We start from the raw sequence: 17,155 nt of genomic DNA on the forward strand, positions 1-17,155 counted from the left end.
GGGACTCGACGATTCCCAGGACAAGCCCTTCGCCGCATTTGCCGCTGAGCGTCAGCCGAGCCGGTCGGCGGAGCGGGTCTCGCCGTCGCGCGCTCGGGCGGCGGCCGTGTCATGGGGCCTGCCGACCTCGACCGCGCTCGTGGCCGCGGCCAGCCCCGTCACCGGCATCCCGACGTACATGGTCTCGGCCCGCTCGGTCACGAAGGTCTCGTGCCAGATGCCCACAGCACCCGGGGCCTTGCGCACGTGGCGATTGAACGCGGCCCAGGCAGGGCGGTGGGCGCTGGTGCGATCGGAGGCGTAGGCGTAGAGCTTGTCGAGCGAGTTCCAGTACTGCACGATGACCGGACCGTCCCCGCCCATCGAGAAGCGCACACCCATGAGTCCCGAATCCGGATCGCTCATGAGCTCGCGCAGCATCCGCGGCATCGCCGTGAACGCCGGCCACCAGAGGTCGACCCGCCAGGGCTTGTTCACACGCATCCCGATAAGGAAGACGACGAGTTCTCCCGAGTAGTCGTGCGTCATCCGTTTGCTCATGATCGTGGCCATGGTGTGCTCCTGCCGTCGGGTCGTCGTAACTGGATAGCTACAGTATCCAATAATGGGTAGTGCTACTATCCATGTCAAGGAGGCGGCGATGCGGATGTCGGAACTCGCCCGCGAGGCGGGACTGCCCACGGCGACGGTGAAGTACTACCTGCGGGAAGGGTTGCTCCCCGAAGGGCAGCGCACCTCGGCGACCCAGGCCCAGTACGGTGAAGCCCACGTTGAGCGGCTGCGCTTGATCCGCGCCCTGGTGGGCCCGGCAGGCCAGAGCCTCGCCGACACCCGACGCATCCTGCAGGCGATCGAGAATCCGCCCTCCGAATACGACCTTCTGGGGATCGCGCACCAGACGGTGACACCGCCCCGCGACCCGACGCTCGATCTCGCCCGGGCCCGCGCACTGCTGGATCGACTCGGCTGGGACTCCGCGACCTGCGCCCCCGACTCGGTCGCGGCGCTGGAGGAGGCCCTGCGGGCGCTCACGGCCGGCGGTTTCGAGCTCTCCGACGAGGTGATCGAGCGCTACGCGCGGGCGATGATGGGGGTGGCAGCCGACGAGGTGGCCGACGTGCCGACCGATTCGGCCGAGGCCGCCGCCCAGTACGTGATCCTCGGCACCGTGCTCGTCGAACCACTGCTCCTCAGCCTCCGCCGTCTCGCCCAGCAGTCGGCATCCGCGCGGCGCTTCGCGCCCTGATCGGCGCGTCGACGCTCACTCCCCGCGGCGGCAGACGATGGCTCCGAGCGGCCGATGCCCCACACCGGTCCGGGTGTGGGACTCGAGCACCTCGAAACCATGCGTCACGAGGAGCTCCTCCAGCTCGCCCGCCGGCCAGCGGTAGGCGGGCGCGACGGCGTGGTCGAAGCGCTCGACGGCCGATCCGTGGAAGTAGCCGAGCACCAGTCCCCCACCCGGCCGGAGCACCCGGGCGAACTCGCCGATCGGCTCCGCGATGCGCGCGGGTGGATGGTGGATGGTCGAATACCACGACAGCACGCCGCCGATCGACCCATCGGGCTCCTCGATCCGGTCGATGCTGCCGAGTCCGAAGCTCACCCCGGGATAGCTCGAGCGGGCGTGCTCGAGGAAAGCGGGAACGCGATCGATCCCGCGCACCGCGAATCCACGGGAGGCGATGTGATCCGTCCAGTGGCCCGGCCCGCAGCCCGCGTCGAGCACGGGGCCGGTGAGCGTCTCCAGCCAGCTGTCGATCAGCTGCCGATCGGACGCGTGCACCGAGGACATCGAGCCGAGCAGATCGGTGTACTCGGCCGCGCGTCGCGAGTAGGCCTCGGTCACGTCATCCATCCCGTTGAGCGTAGCGACACGGCGCCGCCCCGCCGACACCGGGCTGACCTGCGGCGTCAGCGCTGGTGCAGGCGGATGCCGTACTGCGCAAGCTTGCGGTAGATCGTGGCGCGACTCATCCCGAGCTCGTCGACCGCATCATCGATCGTGACACCCGGCCGGGTGAGCACGCGAACGATCTCATCCCGCTCGAACGCTTTGATGCGCGGCAGGTGCTCGGCCCGCGAGAGCAACTCGGGCGGGAGGTGCCGGGCGTCGATGGCGTCCGTCCGGGTCGCCGCCTCGCGCACGACGACCGCCAGTTCGGTCACGTTCCCCGGCCAGGTGTAGTCGGTGAGCGCGCGGGCGGCGGCAGGCGTGATGTCGACGCTCCTCCCCCGCACCCGACGGGCGAGGTGGTCGGCGAGCGGCAGGATGTCGCCCATCCGCTCCCGCAAGGGCGGCACCTGAACGACGGTGTCGACCAACGAGGCCAGCGACGGCGGGATGGCGTCGAACCCCTCCGCCGACATCGCGAACGCACCCGGCGTCGCACCGCGGGCCTCGACGAGCACCTGCAGGCGCTCGGCCGCGGCCGCCGGCAGGTCGTCGGTGTCGCAGATGACGAAGCCCGTGTGCGAGCGGGCGAGTTCGGGCGTCCAGAGCGCCAGCCACGAGTCGACGTCGTGAGGTTCGGGCGCGCGCACGGCGAGCAGCCGATGGTCCGGATGCGCCTGGCGCTCGGCGAGTGCAAGAAGTGTTGATCGCCCCGATCCGCGTTCGCCGACCGCCGCCACCACACGACCGCCCCGCAGCGCCTCGGTCGCTCGAGTGACCGCGTCGTTCCACGCCTCCGAGAGCTCCGGCATCGATGCGGCTCCCGCTCCGGGCTCGTGCCGGAGCGCCTCGATGCGGAAGACCTGCCCCCGAGACGCCCGACGCGGACGGTGGCCCTGCGACCGCGCCAACATCAGGTTGGCGGTGGAGGTCGCCGCCGTCTGCGCGAGCGCGAGCAGCAGTTCGGAACGGGCATCCGACCAGGTGGTGAAATTGACCGCTCCCTCCAGCCGCCCTGTCAGCGGATCGAATACGGGGGCGGCGGCGCAGGTGTAGCCACACAGGCTGAGGGAGTAATGGTCATCGGCCCTCACCAGTGAGGGCACCCGATCGGCCAGGGCGAGTCCCAGACCGTTGGTGCCCGCCTGGCGCTCGGAGTAGGAGAATCCCGGGGCCAGATGCACCTGGTCGAGCGCCTGGAGGAGGGCGCGATCACCGCTCAGCCGGTTGAGCACGAGCCCCTCGGCATCGGTCAGCATCAGCCCGACCGGCTCCGACCCCAGGGTGCTGTGCAGATCGGCGAGTACCTCGCGCCCGCACTCGTAGAAGAGCGACTCGTCGTCATAGGTGCCGGAGAACTCCGGCTGCACCTCGTCCAGCGAGACTCCGTAACCTTCGCTGCGCTGCCACGAGGCGAGAAGACGCGCCGGGATGGCCGCCACAGGCGCTCCGTGCACCTGGGCCCGAGAGGGCAGGTCTTCGACGTCCATCAGCACCTTCGCTCGTCCGTAGCAGCCAGCTTAAGCGCGGCGGCGACGGATGTCTCCTGTTCGCGTCTCAGATTGAGACGGGGTTCCGGAGTCACCCGTCCACGCCCGGATTACCGTTGCGGCAGGGATGCAGAATCCCCGGCATGCAGCAAAGGAGCAGACATGTATCAGAAGGACGGCGAGAGCTTCTTCATCGTCGACGCCCACGTGGCGTTGTGGGATGCGCGGCCCGAGAACCAGCGCAACATCCACGGCAAGCAGTTCATCGACTGCTTCTACGACTACCACGCGAACCTCTCCCCGGAGTCGGAGAAGTGGACGTACGAGGAGTATCTCTACCAGGGCGGCGAGCGCCTCATGAAAGATCTCTTCACCGACGGCTACGTCGACCACGCGATCTTCCAGCCGGCGAAGCTCGGCGAGTTCTATCACAACGGCTTCGGGCAGACCGAGGAGGCCTGGGCATTGACGCAGGCGAACCCGGGCAAGCTCACGTACAACCACAACTTCGACCCGCGGTTCGGGGAAGCCGGCCTCGACCAGCTTCGGGCCGACGCGGAACGCTTCGACCTCAAGGGCGTCAAGCTCTACACCGCGGAGTGGCTGGGCGAGTCCCGCGGGTGGAAGCTCGACGAACCGTGGGCCTACCGCTACTTCGAGGCCTGCCAGGAGCTCGGCATCCGCAACATCCACATCCACAAAGGGCCGACGATCCGACCACTCGACCGCGACGCCTTCGACGTGGCCGACGTCGACCACGTGGCCACCGACTTCACCGACCTCAACTTCATCGTCGAGCACGTCGGCCTGCCGCGCCTTGAGGACTTCTGCTGGATCGCGACGCAGGAGCCGAACGTGCACGGGGGCCTCGCGGTCGCGATGCCGTTCATCCACACCCGCCCGCGGTACTTCGCGCAGATCATCGGCGAGCTCATCTACTGGATCGGCGAGGACCGCATCCAGTTCTCCAGCGACTACGCCCTGTGGACGCCGCGGTGGCTGATCGAGGCGTTCGTCGACTTCCAGATCCCGGAGGACATGACCGAGTACGCGCCGATCACCATGGATCAGAAGCGCAAGATCCTCGGGCTGAACGCGGCGAAGATGTACGACATCCCGGTGCCCGCCGAACTGCAGCTGCCGGATGCCGACGAGACCGAGACCGGCCCCCGCGAGCCGGAGCGGGCCGATCTGGCGGCGGTCTGATGGCCGCCGCGACCGCCCTGCTCGCTCTGAACGAGGATGACGTGATGCGGGCACTGGACGCGGTGATCGACCCCGAGCTCGACGAGCCGATCACCGATCTCGGGTTCGTGCGCTCGGTGGCCTTCACCGAGGACGGCATCGAGGTGCACCTGCGCCTGCCCACCTCGTTCTGCGCACCGAACTTCGCGTACCTGATGGCCTCCGACGCCAAAGACGCGCTCACCGCGATGCCGGAGGCCGGACGGGTGGTGGTGGAGCTCGACGACCACCACGACTCCGAGATCATCAATCGCGGACTCGCCGCGGATGCGGGCTATCGGGGCACGTTCCGTCACGAGGCCGAGAGCGATCTCGACGAGCTGCGCACGACCTTCCAGCGCAAGGCGCACACCGCCGCGATGGAGCGGGCGCTGACGGCGCTCCTGCGCGTCCGCAGCGACCTCGAGGAACAGGATGTCGCGACCGTGGTCCTGGGCGACCTGCCCGACGACGCGGCGAAGGCCGCCCTCCTCCGCCGGCGCGAGACGATCGGCCTGAGCGTCGACGACTCCGCGCCAGTGCTGGTGGACGAGCACGGGGCGCCACATCCCGCCTCTTCCGCCGCCCTCGCCCTGCGGCGAGCGCGATCGACCCGCATCTCGATCGACGGCAACGCACACTTCTGCCGTGGGCTGCTCGCCACCCGCTACCCGGGATCGGAGGCCGACCAGGCACCGCGTGCCGAGGAGAACTTCTTCCCCCTGTCCAGCCTTCTCCGAACCACAGGAAAGAGTGACGCATGAGCACGATGAGAGCCGTTCAGGTGGTCGGCTACCACCAGAATCTCCAACTGAACGCGATCCCCCGGCCCGAGATCACCGGGCCGTTCGACGTGATCGTGCGGATCGGGGGGCGCCGGCGTGTGCCGCACCGACCTGCACATCCTCGAGGGGCAATGGGAACAGAAGTCGGGCGTGACACTTCCGTACACGATCGGTCACGAGAACGCGGGGTGGGTGGAGGCCATCGGCAGCGCCGTCACCAATGTGGCCGTCGGCGACAAGGTGATCGTGCATCCGCTGATCACCTGCGGACTGTGCCGGGCCTGCCGTTCGGGCGACGACGTGCACTGCACGCAGAGCCTGTTCCCGGGCATCAACACCAACGGCGGCTACGCCGATTTCCTCAAGACCAGCGCCCGCAGCGTCGTCCGCATCGCCGATTCGCTGGAACCCGCGGATGTCGCGGCTCTCGCCGACGCCGGGCTCACCGCCTACCACGCCGTCGCCAAGGCCGCTCGGAAACTCCGGCCGGCCGACCGCTGCGTGATCATCGGCGCGGGTGGTCTCGGCCACATCGGCATCCAGGTGCTGAAGGCGCTCAGCGCCTCCGAGGTGATCGTGGTCGACCGCAACCCGGCCGCGCTGGAGCTCGCCGCCTCACTCGGCGCCGATCACACCGTGCTCGCGTCGGAGGATGGATCACACGTCACCCGTGTGCTCGAACTCACTGACGGTGATGGGGCTGAGGCCGTGATCGACTTCGTGGGCGAGGGCGGCTCGACCTCCGAAGGGGTGCGGATGCTCCGCCAGGCGGGCGACTTCTACGTCGTCGGCTACGGCGAGAACATCGACATCCCCACCATCGACGTCATCTCGAACGAGATCAACTTCATCGGCAACCTCGTCGGCAGTTACGACGACCTCACCGAGCTGATGGTGCTCGCGGCCCGTGGACTCGTGAAGCTGCACACCGTCACCTATCCGCTCGACGACTTCCAACGGGCCATCGACGACCTCGACGCGGGACGCGTGCGCGGCCGCGCCATCCTCATCCCGTAACCCTCTTCCCGTAACCCTCTTTCCCATCCCTCGGTTCCACCCCGGGCCGCTCGGCCGGACCCGACGACGTCAGGAGAACGACATGCCCACCGACACCATCCCCATCCGCACGGTCATCAGCCCCGGCCGCTACGTGCAGGGCCCTGGGGCCATCACCCGACTGGGCGAGTACCTCGCCCCGATCGGATCGAACCCGCTGCTGGTGGCCGACGACGTCGTGTGGGGCTTCGTCGGCCACGACGTGGAGGCGTCCTTGCGCGCGGCCGACCTGCCCGTGCGCCGGGAGAAGTTCAACGGCATCCCGAGCGCGGCCGAGATCGACCGACTCGTCGCCGTGATCGCCGACGCCGGTGCAGACGTCGTGGTGGCTCTCGGCGGGGGCAGCACGATCGATGCGGTGAAGTCGTCGGGCTTCCTCGCCGGCATCCGCTGGGTCACCGTCCCCTCGGTCGCATCGACGGATGCCCCCACGTCCGCGCTGGCCGTCATCTACACCGAGGACGGCGCCTTCGAGGAGTACCGGTTCTTCCCGCGCAACCCGGATCTCGTGCTCGTCGATTCGCAGCTCGTGGCCAACGCCCCGGCGGCGTTCCTCGCGGCCGGGGTCGGCGACGCCCTGGCGACCTGGCTCGAGGCGCGCGCCACCTCGCGCTCGAACTCGAACACGATGGCCGGGGGCCTCCCCACCGAGACGGGCACGGCGCTCGCGCGCCTGAGCTGGGACGTGCTCTGGGAGAACGCCCTCCCCGCCCTCGACGCAGTGCGCGACCACGTCGTGACCCCGGCGGTGGAGAAGGTCATCGAGGCGAACACGCTGCTCTCGGGCCTCGGCTTCGAGTCGGGCGGTCTCGCGGCGGCGCACGCGATCCATAACGGCCTCACCGCCGCACCACAGACGCACGGGTTGGCGCACGGGCAGAAGGTGAACATCGGATCGATCACGCAGCTGGTTCTCGAAGGAGCGCCGACCGCCGACATCCGCGACTTCATCGAGTTCACCACCCGGGTCGGGCTGCCGACCACCCTCACGGAGATCGGGCTCGACGCCGACTCGGCCGAACTCGGCCAGGTCGCGGAGCTCGCGACCGTGCCCGGGGAGACCATCCACGCCATGCCGTTCGAGGTGCGGCCGGTCGACGTCGTGGCGGCTCTGAAGTCGATCGAGCGTCTCGCGCGCCGCGCGCGGGCCGAGGCGAAGCTGCCCGAACCCGTGCCGTACGTGGCACATCACTGATCTCGACGAAGCGGCTCTTGACGTGCCACTTGTTTTTTGCAAGTGTTGTGTCGTCCACACGGGATGCACACGAGGGAGACCACGATGACCACCATGATGTTCGTCAACCTGCCGGTGACCGACCTGGAGCGCGCGAAGGCGTTCTACACGGCCGTCGGGTTCACGGTGAACCCGAAGTTCACCGACCACAACGCGGCCTGCGTGGTCGTCGAGCCCGATCACAGCGCGTTCATGCTGCTGACCCGCGACTTCTTCCAGACCTTCAGCGAGCGGCCCATCGGCGACCCGGCGAAGGACGTCTCGGTCGCCACCGCGATCTTCGTCGACAGCCGCGACGACGTCGACACCGCCGTGGCCGCCGGGCTCGCAGCGGGCGGAACCGAGGCGCAGGCGGCATCCGACTACGGCTTCATGTATCAGCGTCAGCTGACCGATCCCGACGGCAACATCCTCGAGTTCGGCTGGATGGACCCGGTCGCCGCCGAGCAGGGCCCCGAGGCCTACGCCGCCCAGCAGAGCTGAGGTCGCCGCCCGTGGCTGCGCGCGACTACGGGCAGTACTCCGGCATCACCCGCGCCCTGGAGCTCGTGGGCGAGCGCTGGGCACTGCTGATCATCCGCGACCTGCTCGTCGGGCCGCGCCGTTACGGTGAGCTCGCCGCGGGACTCCCCCGCATCCCGAGCAACATCCTGGCGGCGCGGCTCAAGGAGCTGCAGGCGGCCGGCGTCATCCGTCGGGCACCGCGGTCGCGGGTCATCGTCTACGAGCTGACGCCGTATGGGCGCGAGCTCGAGCCGGTCGTGCTCGCGCTCGGGGCGTGGGGGTTCAAGGCGCTCGACGATCCCCGCGACGAGCAGGTCATCACGCCCGACTCGATGACGATGGATCTGCGGACCGCTTTCCGGCCGCAGGTGGCCCTCGAGCTCCCGGCGACCGCCTACGCGGCGCGTCTGGGTGCCGCCGAGCTGCTCATCCGGGTCGACGGTTCCTCCCTCGACGTGAAGCGCGGCGCCGGTCCGGCCGACCTGGCCTTCGCCTTCGAGGCGGGTGCGGGCGTCCGCCGGCTCCTCTCCGGCGAGCTCGCCCCCGACCACGCGATCACGACCGGCGCCGTCGAGATCCTCCGCGGCCGAGGCGACCTCCTCGAACGCTTCGCGCGAACGTTCCACCTGGCGGCGTGATGGGCGGCTCTGCCCCCCAACCCAGAATGACTGATTCCTCTATTTGCCCTTATTCGGTAAACTTAATTACTGAGTCGAGTAAGTAAAGGTTGCGACCGTGTCGAGAAGCACCGCCGTTGATTACGAGGAACGCCCCTGGAATTCGCGCATCTCCCCTGACTACCTGCCTCTGCGCCAGCGCGAGATGCTCGCTCAGCCATACCGGGCATCCGTCACGCCATCGATCGCGTTGCTCGATCTGGCTCTCCCGGATGACCTGGTCGCGAAGGTCGTCGAGGCCCAAGAGGGCATCATTCGCTTCGACAACACGGTGGGGCACATCACCGCGCCGTTTGCAGCGATCCTGTTACGGAGCGAGTCAGCGTCGAGTTCGGAGATCGAGAACCTCAGCAGCAGCGCCAAGGCGATCGCCGAAGCCCAGCTCGGGGAGCGTGACTCCGGTAACGCTCCACTGATCGTCGCCAACGTGCGAGCACTGGAGGCCGCCGTCGCCGCATCGGATGAGCTGACGGCGGAGAGCATCATCGCCATGCACAGTCAGCTGCTCGAGTCCTCCGATCCCGACATCACAGGTCGATTCCGCACGGAACAGGTCTGGATCGGAGGAGGAAACTACGGACCTCACAATGCCGACTTCGTGCCGCCTCACCATGATCGCGTATCCGACGCGATCGACGACTTCATCGCGTACTCGCTCCGGCCCGCGCCACTTCCCTTGGCGGCAATCGCGGTGGCCCACGCTCAGTTCGAGACGATCCACCCTTTCCCCGACGGCAACGGACGAACCGGTCGCGCGCTCGTGCAGGCCGCGTTGCGGCGCGATGGCCTCACACGGGGGGTCACCGTGCCGGTCTCGGCGGGCATCCTGCAGCTTCGCGACGAGTACTTCGGCGCACTCACGAGCTACCGCGGCGGCGACGTCGAACAGATCGTGGACGTCTTCGCCGAGGGCTCATTCCTTGCGATCGCCAACGGATCGCAGCTCGTCGCCGACATCACCGCGATCCTCGATGAATGGCAGGATGCGCTCGCCGGCGTCCGCTCCGACTCGGCCGCGCGTCGCATCCTCCCTGTGGTCTTGGAGCAACCTGTCGTGAACAGCCGGTTGGTGCGTGAGCGGATCAGCGCCTCCGACCCCACGCTCTTCACGGCACTCGACCTCCTCGTCGAGCGCGGGGTGCTCGACGAGCTCACCTCGAGGAAGAGGAATCGGATGTGGTCGGCGCCGAAGGTGCTCGCAGCGCTCGACGCGTTTGCCCGCCGGAGTATTCGCCGGTAGGCGCCACCGCGGCCTGCGTCAGCGCCAGCCGAGGGCCGGGGCGACCTCCGTGAGGATGGCGTCGAGCACGTGGGCGTTGTAGTCGACCCCGAGCTGGTTCGGAACGGTGAGCAGCAGGGTGTCGGCTTCGGCGATCGCCTCGTCCTCGGCGAGTTGCTCGACGAGACGCGACGGCTCCGCGGCGTAGCTGCGGCCGAAGATCGCGCGCATGTTCGCGTCGATGTTGCCGATCTGGTCTTCTCGGTCGTCACCGCCGCCGAAGTAGGCGCGATCCTGGTCGGTGGTGATCGCGAAGATGCTTCGGCTGACCGACACCCGCGGCTCGAACGCGTGACCGGCGGATGCCCACGCCTCGCGGAATTCGCGGATCTGCTTCGCCTGCTGCACATGGAACGGTTCGCCCGTCTCGTCCATCTTCAGGGTCGACGACTGCAGGTTCATGCCGAGCTCTGCCGCCCAGCGCGCCGTCGCGTTCGATGCGGCGCCCCACCAGATGCGCTCGCGCAGACCCTCCGAGTAGGGCTCGATGCGCAGGAGACCCGGGGGGTTCGGGAACATGGGTCGCGGGTTCGGCTGTGCGAAGCCCTCGCCCTTCAGCAGCTCCAGGAAGACGCGGGTGTGCTCGCGGGCGAGGTCGGCGTCATCCTGACCTTCGCCGGGGCGGTAGCCGAAGTAGCGCCAGCCCTCGATCACCTGCTCGGGTGACCCCCGGCTGATGCCCAGCTGCAAGCGGCCGCCCGAGATGAGGTCGGCCGCACCGGCATCCTCCGCCATGTAGAAGGGGTTCTCGTAGCGCATGTCGATGACGCCCGTACCGATCTCGATGCTCGACGTGCGTGCGCCGACGGCGGCGAGCAGCGGGAACGGCGATCCGAGTTGCCGGGCGAAGTGGTGCACCCGGAAGTACGCTCCATCGGCACCGAGCTCCTCGGCCGCGACCGCGAGATCGATCGACTGCAGCAGCGTGTCGGCGGCGCTGCGGGTCTTCGACTGCGGCGACGGCGTCCAGTGCCCGAAGGAGAGGAAGCCGATGTTCTTGCGATTCGTTGCGGTCACAGGGAGGAGAACACCGGGCCGACGCGGAGAATTCCTCGACGCCGCCCTCGCCTCCGCGACAGGAGATCGGACGTGTCGCCGTACCGCCGGCACGGGTGCTCTGCCAGCATGGTGACGCAGGGGTGGGCTGCTGCACCTCGATCGACGAGGCCGCGCCATCGCGCAGGACATCGAAGGAGACAGAAGGATGCTGTTGGGCACAACGACCCGGGTCGGTTCGGTCGGCGTGGTCGCCACCGTCGTCCTCCTCGGCCTGGTGGCCTGCACGGCAGCACCATCCTCGACGCCCGCACCCTCGAACGGCGCCCTGACCAGCGTGCCCGGACTCGACCGGACGGCGATCGATGTGATGAATCAGCCCGCCTACGCGAACGGCCAGTGGGCCGTCTCGGTGCGGGACATCGACACCGGCGAACAGATCGTGTCCCTGAACGCCGACACCTTCTACGAGCCCGGCTCCGTCGTGAAGACCTACAGCATCGGGGCCGCCTGGCAGCAGTTCGGGCCGGACTCCACGATCGTGACGCCTGTGAAGAGCACCGGACAGGTGGTTGCCGGCACGCTCACCGGTGACCTCGTGCTGGTGGGTCAGGGCGACCTGACGATGGGTGGACGCACGAAACCCGACGGCACCGTGGACTTCACGAACCTCGACCACAACGACGCCAACGGCGTGCCGGGGGCGACGCTCACCACGGAGGACCCGCTCACCGGTCTCGACGAGCTCGCGCAGCAGGTCAAAGCATCCGGCATCGACGCCGTGTCGGGCGACGTGATCGTCGACGACCGGCTGTGGGGAGCCGTTCGAGCTCGCCGACCAGCCGATCACGCCGATCATCATCAACCAGAACGTGATCGACCTCACCACCACCCCCGGCGCCGTCGGTCAACCGGCGACCGCCGCGATGAGCCCCCAGGTCGCACCGTGGACCGTCGACAACCAGGTGACGACCGTCGCGGCCGGCGAACCGACCCGCATCCTCGCCCAGTCCGCCGACCAGAAGACCATCGAGCTGACGGGCCAAATCGCTGCCGACGCCGGCCCCACGGTCAACGTGTTCGCCTTCGACGATCCCGCCACCTTCGCACGCACGGCGTTCATCGAGGCGCTCGGGCGAGCCGGCGTCACCGTGACCGCTGATCCCGTGGCCGTGAACCCCGAGGGCTCTCTGCCCGACACCGCCTCCGTCACCGCCCTGCCCTCGGTGGCGGAGCTCACCAGTCTGCCTCTCCTGGAGGAGGCCACCTACACGATGAAGATCAGCTACAACCGGGGCGCGCAGACGTTCATCTGCCGACTCGCCGTGGCCGCGGGCAGCAACGACTGCGGCGACGGCCTCGCGCAGGCCGGCGTCGTCTGGGACAAGGCCGGACTCGACACGACCCAGGCCGTGCTCATCGACGGCTCCGGGCTGCCGGGCAACGTGATCACCGCCGACAACGAGGTCGAGCTCCAGACCATCATGGCGAAGCGTCCCGATGCCGAGCAATGGCGTTCGACCCTGCCCGGTCTCGGCATCGACGGCTCTCTGGCCACGGTGCAGGCGGGCACGCCCTCGGCGGGCAAGGTGATCGCCAAGACCGGCACCCTGGCATCCGTCGACGGCTTCAACGGCAACCGGTACTTCCTGCCGGCCAAGGCGCTGGGCGGATACATCGAGACCGAGGGCGGCCGGCATTTCGCCTTCACCATCATCGCGACCGGCAGCGTCTTCGACGACGTGCAGGGGGTGTTCGCGGCCAACGACGACGTCGGCAAGGTGGCGGCCTCCATCCAGCAGGCCTATTGACGGCCATCCCACCGGATACATGAGGGAGGATGCATGACGACGACTGCACCGACTGATCGCGCAGTGCCGAACCCGCCCTCGCGCGACTTCGACGTGACGGAGGCCTTCTACCGGGCTTTCGGCTTCGAGACGCAGTTCCGCGACGAGGGATGGATGATCCTGACCCGGGGCGCGCTGCAGCTGGAGTTCTTCCCGGCACCCGACCTCGATCCGCTCTCGAGCAGCTTCATGTGCTGCTTGCGCGTCGCCGACGTCGACGCGCTGTACGACGCCATCCACGGCTCCGGCGTGCGCGAGGGAACGACGGGAATGCCTCGACTGCACCCGGTGCGGATGCAGGAGTGGGGGCTGCGAGCGGGCTACCTCGTCGACCCGGACGGCACGCAACTCACCCTCATCGAGCAGCGGGGCTGACGCCTACCGCGCCCGAGCCGCCGCGAAGCGGTCGGCCGGTTCGATCGCGATGATCGTGGCGGCGTTCGCGCTCGTCGCCGTCGCCGCGACCGCGCTCTGATCCCCGGCGATCGCTATCGCTGCCGTGAGGTGCGGCGGTAGCCTGGGCGCGTGCCGTTGTCGCCCGACGAATATCGTGCACCGCTCGCACGGGCGGTGCTGCACGCGAGCGAGTGGCTGGACTCCCTTCCCACGAGGCCGGTGAAGCCGCGCGAGGGCATCGACGAGCTCGAGTCGGCGTTCTCCGGGGATCTGCCAGAGCATCCGTCCGACCCGGCCGAGGTCGTCGACGAGTTGGCGCGCCTGGCCGAGCCGGGGCTCATGGCGATCGGCTCGGGCCGGTTCTTCGGCTGGGTGATGGGCGGCACGCTGCCGGCGGCCCTGGCCTCGGACTGGCTCGTCAGCGCCTGGGACCAGAACAACGGCCTGCGCTTCGCGACCCCCGCCACCGTCGCCATCGAGGAACGCGCCGGCGCCTGGATCGTCGACCTCCTGGGCCTTCCGGCGTCGAGCGCCGTGGGCTTCACCACCGGGGGCACCATGGCGAACTTCGTCGGGCTGGCTTCTGGGCGCGGTGCCGTGCTGGAAGCGGCGGGGTGGAACGTGAACCGCGACGGCCTGACCGGCGCCCCGCGGGTGACCGTGCTGGTGGGCGCCGAGGTGCACAGTTCGGTGGAGCTCGCGTTGCGGTACCTCGGGCTGGGCGAACCGACCCGGGTGGCCGCCGACGAGCAAGGCCGGATCCGGCCCGACGCGCTCGCCTCGGCCCTGGCGTCGGTGGACGGCCCGGTGATCGTCGCCCTCCAGGCCGGCAACCTCCACTCCGGCGCGTTCGACCCGATGCGCGAGTGCATCCGGATGGCGCACGAGCACGGCGCGTGGGTGCACGTCGACGGCGCCTTCGGACTCTGGGCAGCCGCGAGCCCCCGCTGGGCGGAGGCGCTGGACGGACTCGGCGAGGCCGATTCCTGGGCCACGGATGCGCACAAGACACTCAACGTGCCCTACGACTGCGGCGTCGCCGTGGTCGCGAGGCCGGGGGCCCTGCAAGCGGCGTTCACCGCGCACACGAGCTACTTCATCCGCGACGACGCCGGCATCCCCGACCCGATGGACAAAGTGCCGGAGCTCTCGCGACGCGCCCGGGGCGTCCCGGTCTGGGCGGCGCTCCGCTCGCTCGGACGCAGCGGCACGATCGCGCTGGTGGAACGCCTGGCCGCGAGCGCGCGCACCCTCGCTGACGGGCTGTCAGAACTGCCGGGCGTCGAGGTGCTCAACGACGTGGTGTTCACCCAGATCTCCCTGGCCTTCGGGTCCGATGACCGCACGCGGGCGGTCACCCAGGCGCTGATCGCCGACGGAGCGGTCTGGATGTCGGGCTCGACCTGGGCCGGCCGCGACGTGCTGCGGGTCTCGGTCAGCAACTGGTCGACGGATGCCGACGAGATCGCCGTCTCGATCGCCGCGGTCGCGCGGGCGATGGCCGCCGCCGACGCTCGTCGCTAACGACGCTCCGCGAGGGCTCGGCCGAGAGCGGTGCCACTGGCCCACGCGGTGGCGACCGAGGAGCGTCCGCCCCAGACATCGCCGCACACGCCGAGGTGGTCCTGCACCGCGAAGGGCTCCGGATGCGTCGTCGCCGAGCGCGCGTACGTCCAGCGGTGCGCGTGCGTCCACGACGGCCGGGCGGCGGGGCGGAGATCGAGGAGCGCACCGACCTCGGCGATCACCGCGTCGACGGCGTCCGCCGGTGCGTCGAGGTGCCGGGCGGCGAAGGCGGCCGTGGTGTGCGCGACGAGCACGGGAGCCCCGTCACCGCGTCGATCGCCGTCGTCGGCCAGGAAGGCGAGCGTCGGCGAGCCGTCGATGAATGCTCCATGGAGATCGGCCGGCCAGACGTGTTCGGCGAACCCGAGCACCACGGCGAGCGCCGGTTCCCAGGCAGCGGCATCGAGCCGCGCGAGCAGGGGTGAGATGGGAGGGAGCAGCCGCGCCGCCTGCGGCTCGGGCATCGCGAGCACGACCGTGTCGTAGTGCGCCGTGTCGGCGCCCGAGGCGTGCACGGTGCCGTCCTCGTCGACGTGGGTGACGTCGATCTCGTGCTCGATCTCGAGTCCGTCGGCGAGGTCGACGACCAGTGATCGCAACCCGCGCCGGGCGGCGTACCGCATCGGGCCGCTTGTCGTGGAGACGGTCGCCGCGCGCTCCCCGGGCCCGAGCACGGCGAGCGTGTCGGTCCAGGGCCGCGCGAGACCGCTGCGCTCCCACCCCGCGACCACGTCCGTGAAAGCGGAGCCGTCGGGCACCGTGAAGTAGGCGGCACCCAGGTCGACGACCCGGCCGTGCAGGGTGCGTCCCGACATCCGGCCCCCGGGTCGCCGACCGCGATCGACGACCCGCACCGGCACGCCGGCCTCGCGTAAGGCACGGGCGCACGCGATCCCGGCGATGCCGGCGCCGACGACGAGCACCTCGGGGGTGCCCGGTCGGCCGGAATCGGGGGTGACGGACGGATCAGGAGTGGTGGAGGTCACGCCTTCATCCTGCCCCCTCGATCGGCGTCAGCGGCGAACCGAGCGACGACCGGCGAAACGGGTCCAGATGATCAGCACGATGATGGCGCCGATGATGGAGCCGATGATGCCGGCCGGCTGGAAGAAGCCGTCCATCGGGTCGTGCTGGAAGATCAGGAACCCGAGGAAGCCGCCGACGAAGGAGCCGATGACGCCGAGCAGGATGGTCATGGGGATGGAGATGTTCTGACGCCCCGGAACGATGAGGCGAGCGAGCGCGCCGGCGATGAGGCCGATGACGATGAGGCTGATGATGAGTCCGAGCATGATGCTCTCCTTTGTGAGGGGATTCCGGATGCGCGTCGTGCGCACCGCGGAGCTGACCGTGGTCGGCTGTTCCCAGAGAACCGCGATTCGAGGTGGACGGAACCACCCCCAGGGGTGGTATTCGCCACCGTCGAGGCGTGTACGGTCAGAAGATGAGCGCACCGACCCACGACGGCCCGATCCGGGTGGCGCTCGTCGACGATTACGACGTCGTGCTGGCCGGCCTCGCCCATCTGTTCGATCGGTATCGCGATCGCATCCTGGTGTGCGAGATCGACGCCAACGCCGAACTCGACGACCAGGTCGACATCGTGCTGTACGACTCGTTCGCCCAGCCCGAGTCCGATCACGAGGAGCTCGGCGAACTGGTTCGCAACCCCCGGGCCCGCCGGGTCGTCGTGTACACCTGGAACTTCCATCCCGACCTCGTCGAGAGCGCCCAACGCCAGGGCGTGCACGGGTACCTCTCCAAGACCCTTCCCGCGAGGGATCTGGTGGCCGCCCTCGAACGCGTGCACACCGGCGAGACCGTCATCAGCCCTCCCCCGAGTCGCGCTCGAAGCGCCTTGGCCCTGGACTGGCCGGGTCGGCACGAGGGGCTCACCGAGCGGGAGTCGGAGATCCTGGCGCTCATCACGCAGGGCAAGAGCAACGCCGACGTCGCCGCCCTCACCTACCTCAGCCCGAACACGGTGAAGACGTACATCCGCAGCACGTACCGCAAGATCGACGTAACCAGCCGCACGCAGGCGGTGCTCTGGGGGGTCGGCCATGGCTTCACCCCCGACCATCACCGCATCGACCATTGGCTCGGCGGACCGTGAGGTGCCCAGGGCGATGACGCCGCGTCATCCGGTGGCGCTACGTTAAGGGTGATGCACCCACGGGCGACCGCTGCCCGCGACGAACGAG

General features: G+C 69.2%; 17 protein-coding genes and 1 pseudogene. 12 read left to right on the forward strand and 6 right to left on the reverse strand.

Annotated features, from left to right (window positions below; genetic code table 11):
• Positions 1-51 precede the first annotated feature (51 nt).
• On the reverse strand, positions 52-552 hold the full coding sequence (locus ACFJGU_RS20125; RefSeq protein WP_382306023.1) for a DUF4188 domain-containing protein: 501 nt from the start codon (positions 550-552) through the stop codon (positions 52-54).
• Positions 553-640: 88 nt separating this feature from the next.
• Between ACFJGU_RS20125 and ACFJGU_RS20130 the strand changes: the two genes are divergently transcribed.
• Complete coding sequence (locus ACFJGU_RS20130) at positions 641-1,246, forward strand: MerR family transcriptional regulator (RefSeq protein WP_382306024.1); 606 nt, start codon at positions 641-643, stop codon at positions 1,244-1,246.
• A 15-nt stretch (positions 1,247-1,261) separates the two neighbouring features.
• On the opposite strand, the gene ACFJGU_RS20135 is transcribed toward ACFJGU_RS20130, so the two are convergent.
• Entirely contained in the window at positions 1,262-1,858 is a 597-nt protein-coding gene (locus ACFJGU_RS20135; RefSeq protein WP_382306026.1) for a class I SAM-dependent methyltransferase, read from the reverse strand.
• Between the two features lie 56 nt (positions 1,859-1,914).
• The gene (locus ACFJGU_RS20140; RefSeq protein ID WP_382306028.1) at positions 1,915-3,384 is read right to left on the reverse strand and encodes a GAF domain-containing protein; all 1,470 of its coding nucleotides are present in this window, start codon (positions 3,382-3,384) and stop codon (positions 1,915-1,917) included.
• A gap of 162 nt (positions 3,385-3,546) precedes the next feature.
• Here ACFJGU_RS20140 and ACFJGU_RS20145 point away from each other — a divergent pair, with 162 nt between their 5' ends.
• The 7 genes from ACFJGU_RS20145 (at position 3,547) to ACFJGU_RS20175 (ending at position 10,104) form a co-directional block, all read left to right on the forward strand.
• The gene (locus tag ACFJGU_RS20145) at positions 3,547-4,590 is read left to right on the forward strand and encodes an amidohydrolase family protein (RefSeq protein ID WP_382306030.1); all 1,044 of its coding nucleotides are present in this window, start codon (positions 3,547-3,549) and stop codon (positions 4,588-4,590) included.
• Positions 4,590-5,372 carry a metal-sulfur cluster assembly factor gene (locus ACFJGU_RS20150; protein WP_382306032.1) on the forward strand — a complete coding sequence of 261 codons (783 nt, stop codon included), beginning with the start codon at positions 4,590-4,592 and terminating at the stop codon, positions 5,370-5,372. The genes ACFJGU_RS20145 and ACFJGU_RS20150 overlap by 1 nt, the downstream gene beginning before the upstream one ends.
• Positions 5,373-5,543: 171 nt before the next feature.
• Complete coding sequence (locus tag ACFJGU_RS20155; RefSeq protein WP_382306034.1) at positions 5,544-6,410, forward strand: NAD(P)-dependent alcohol dehydrogenase; 867 nt, start codon at positions 5,544-5,546, stop codon at positions 6,408-6,410.
• Positions 6,411-6,492: 82 nt separating this feature from the next.
• Positions 6,493-7,644, forward strand: a complete 1,152-nt coding sequence (locus ACFJGU_RS20160; protein ID WP_382306036.1) for a glycerol dehydrogenase — start codon at positions 6,493-6,495, stop codon at positions 7,642-7,644.
• Between the two features lie 84 nt (positions 7,645-7,728).
• Positions 7,729-8,166 carry a VOC family protein gene (locus tag ACFJGU_RS20165; RefSeq protein WP_382306038.1) on the forward strand — a complete coding sequence of 146 codons (438 nt, stop codon included), beginning with the start codon at positions 7,729-7,731 and terminating at the stop codon, positions 8,164-8,166.
• 11 nt (positions 8,167-8,177) lie between these two features.
• Positions 8,178-8,825 carry a winged helix-turn-helix transcriptional regulator gene (locus tag ACFJGU_RS20170; RefSeq protein WP_382306040.1) on the forward strand — a complete coding sequence of 216 codons (648 nt, stop codon included), beginning with the start codon at positions 8,178-8,180 and terminating at the stop codon, positions 8,823-8,825.
• Between the two features lie 97 nt (positions 8,826-8,922).
• Positions 8,923-10,104, forward strand: a complete 1,182-nt coding sequence (locus ACFJGU_RS20175; protein WP_382306042.1) for a Fic family protein — start codon at positions 8,923-8,925, stop codon at positions 10,102-10,104.
• 18 nt (positions 10,105-10,122) lie between these two features.
• Here the strand turns inward: ACFJGU_RS20175 and ACFJGU_RS20180 are convergent, their stop codons facing one another.
• Positions 10,123-11,160 (reverse strand): LLM class flavin-dependent oxidoreductase, encoded by a 1,038-nt coding sequence (locus tag ACFJGU_RS20180; protein ID WP_382306044.1) that lies wholly within the window; start codon positions 11,158-11,160, stop codon positions 10,123-10,125.
• Between the two features lie 349 nt (positions 11,161-11,509).
• On the opposite strand from ACFJGU_RS20180, the pseudogene dacB reads away from it, so the two are divergent.
• The 3 genes and pseudogenes from dacB (at position 11,510) to ACFJGU_RS20195 (ending at position 14,909) form a co-directional block, all read left to right on the forward strand.
• A pseudogene (gene dacB / locus ACFJGU_RS20185) lies at positions 11,510-12,950 on the forward strand (D-alanyl-D-alanine carboxypeptidase/D-alanyl-D-alanine-endopeptidase).
• A gap of 33 nt (positions 12,951-12,983) precedes the next feature.
• Positions 12,984-13,364: a bleomycin resistance protein gene (locus ACFJGU_RS20190; RefSeq protein WP_382306045.1), complete on the forward strand. Its 381-nt coding sequence runs from the start codon at positions 12,984-12,986 to the stop codon at positions 13,362-13,364.
• Between the two features lie 150 nt (positions 13,365-13,514).
• Positions 13,515-14,909 carry a pyridoxal phosphate-dependent decarboxylase family protein gene (locus ACFJGU_RS20195; protein ID WP_382306047.1) on the forward strand — a complete coding sequence of 465 codons (1,395 nt, stop codon included), beginning with the start codon at positions 13,515-13,517 and terminating at the stop codon, positions 14,907-14,909.
• On the opposite strand, the gene ACFJGU_RS20200 is transcribed toward ACFJGU_RS20195, so the two are convergent.
• Together ACFJGU_RS20200 and ACFJGU_RS20205 are read right to left on the reverse strand one after the other, a co-directional pair.
• Entirely contained in the window at positions 14,906-15,937 is a 1,032-nt protein-coding gene (locus ACFJGU_RS20200; RefSeq protein ID WP_382306049.1) for an NAD(P)/FAD-dependent oxidoreductase, read from the reverse strand. The genes ACFJGU_RS20195 and ACFJGU_RS20200 overlap by 4 nt on opposite strands.
• Positions 15,938-15,964: 27 nt before the next feature.
• Entirely contained in the window at positions 15,965-16,243 is a 279-nt protein-coding gene (locus ACFJGU_RS20205) for a GlsB/YeaQ/YmgE family stress response membrane protein (RefSeq protein WP_382306051.1), read from the reverse strand.
• Positions 16,244-16,395: 152 nt separating this feature from the next.
• Between ACFJGU_RS20205 and ACFJGU_RS20210 the strand changes: the two genes are divergently transcribed.
• On the forward strand, positions 16,396-17,067 hold the full coding sequence (locus ACFJGU_RS20210; RefSeq protein WP_382306053.1) for a response regulator transcription factor: 672 nt from the start codon (positions 16,396-16,398) through the stop codon (positions 17,065-17,067).
• The last annotated feature ends 88 nt before the right edge of the window (positions 17,068-17,155 follow it).

This window comes from Herbiconiux sp. UC225_62, assembly GCF_042694625.1.
Taxonomy (GTDB): domain Bacteria; phylum Actinomycetota; class Actinomycetes; order Actinomycetales; family Microbacteriaceae; genus Herbiconiux.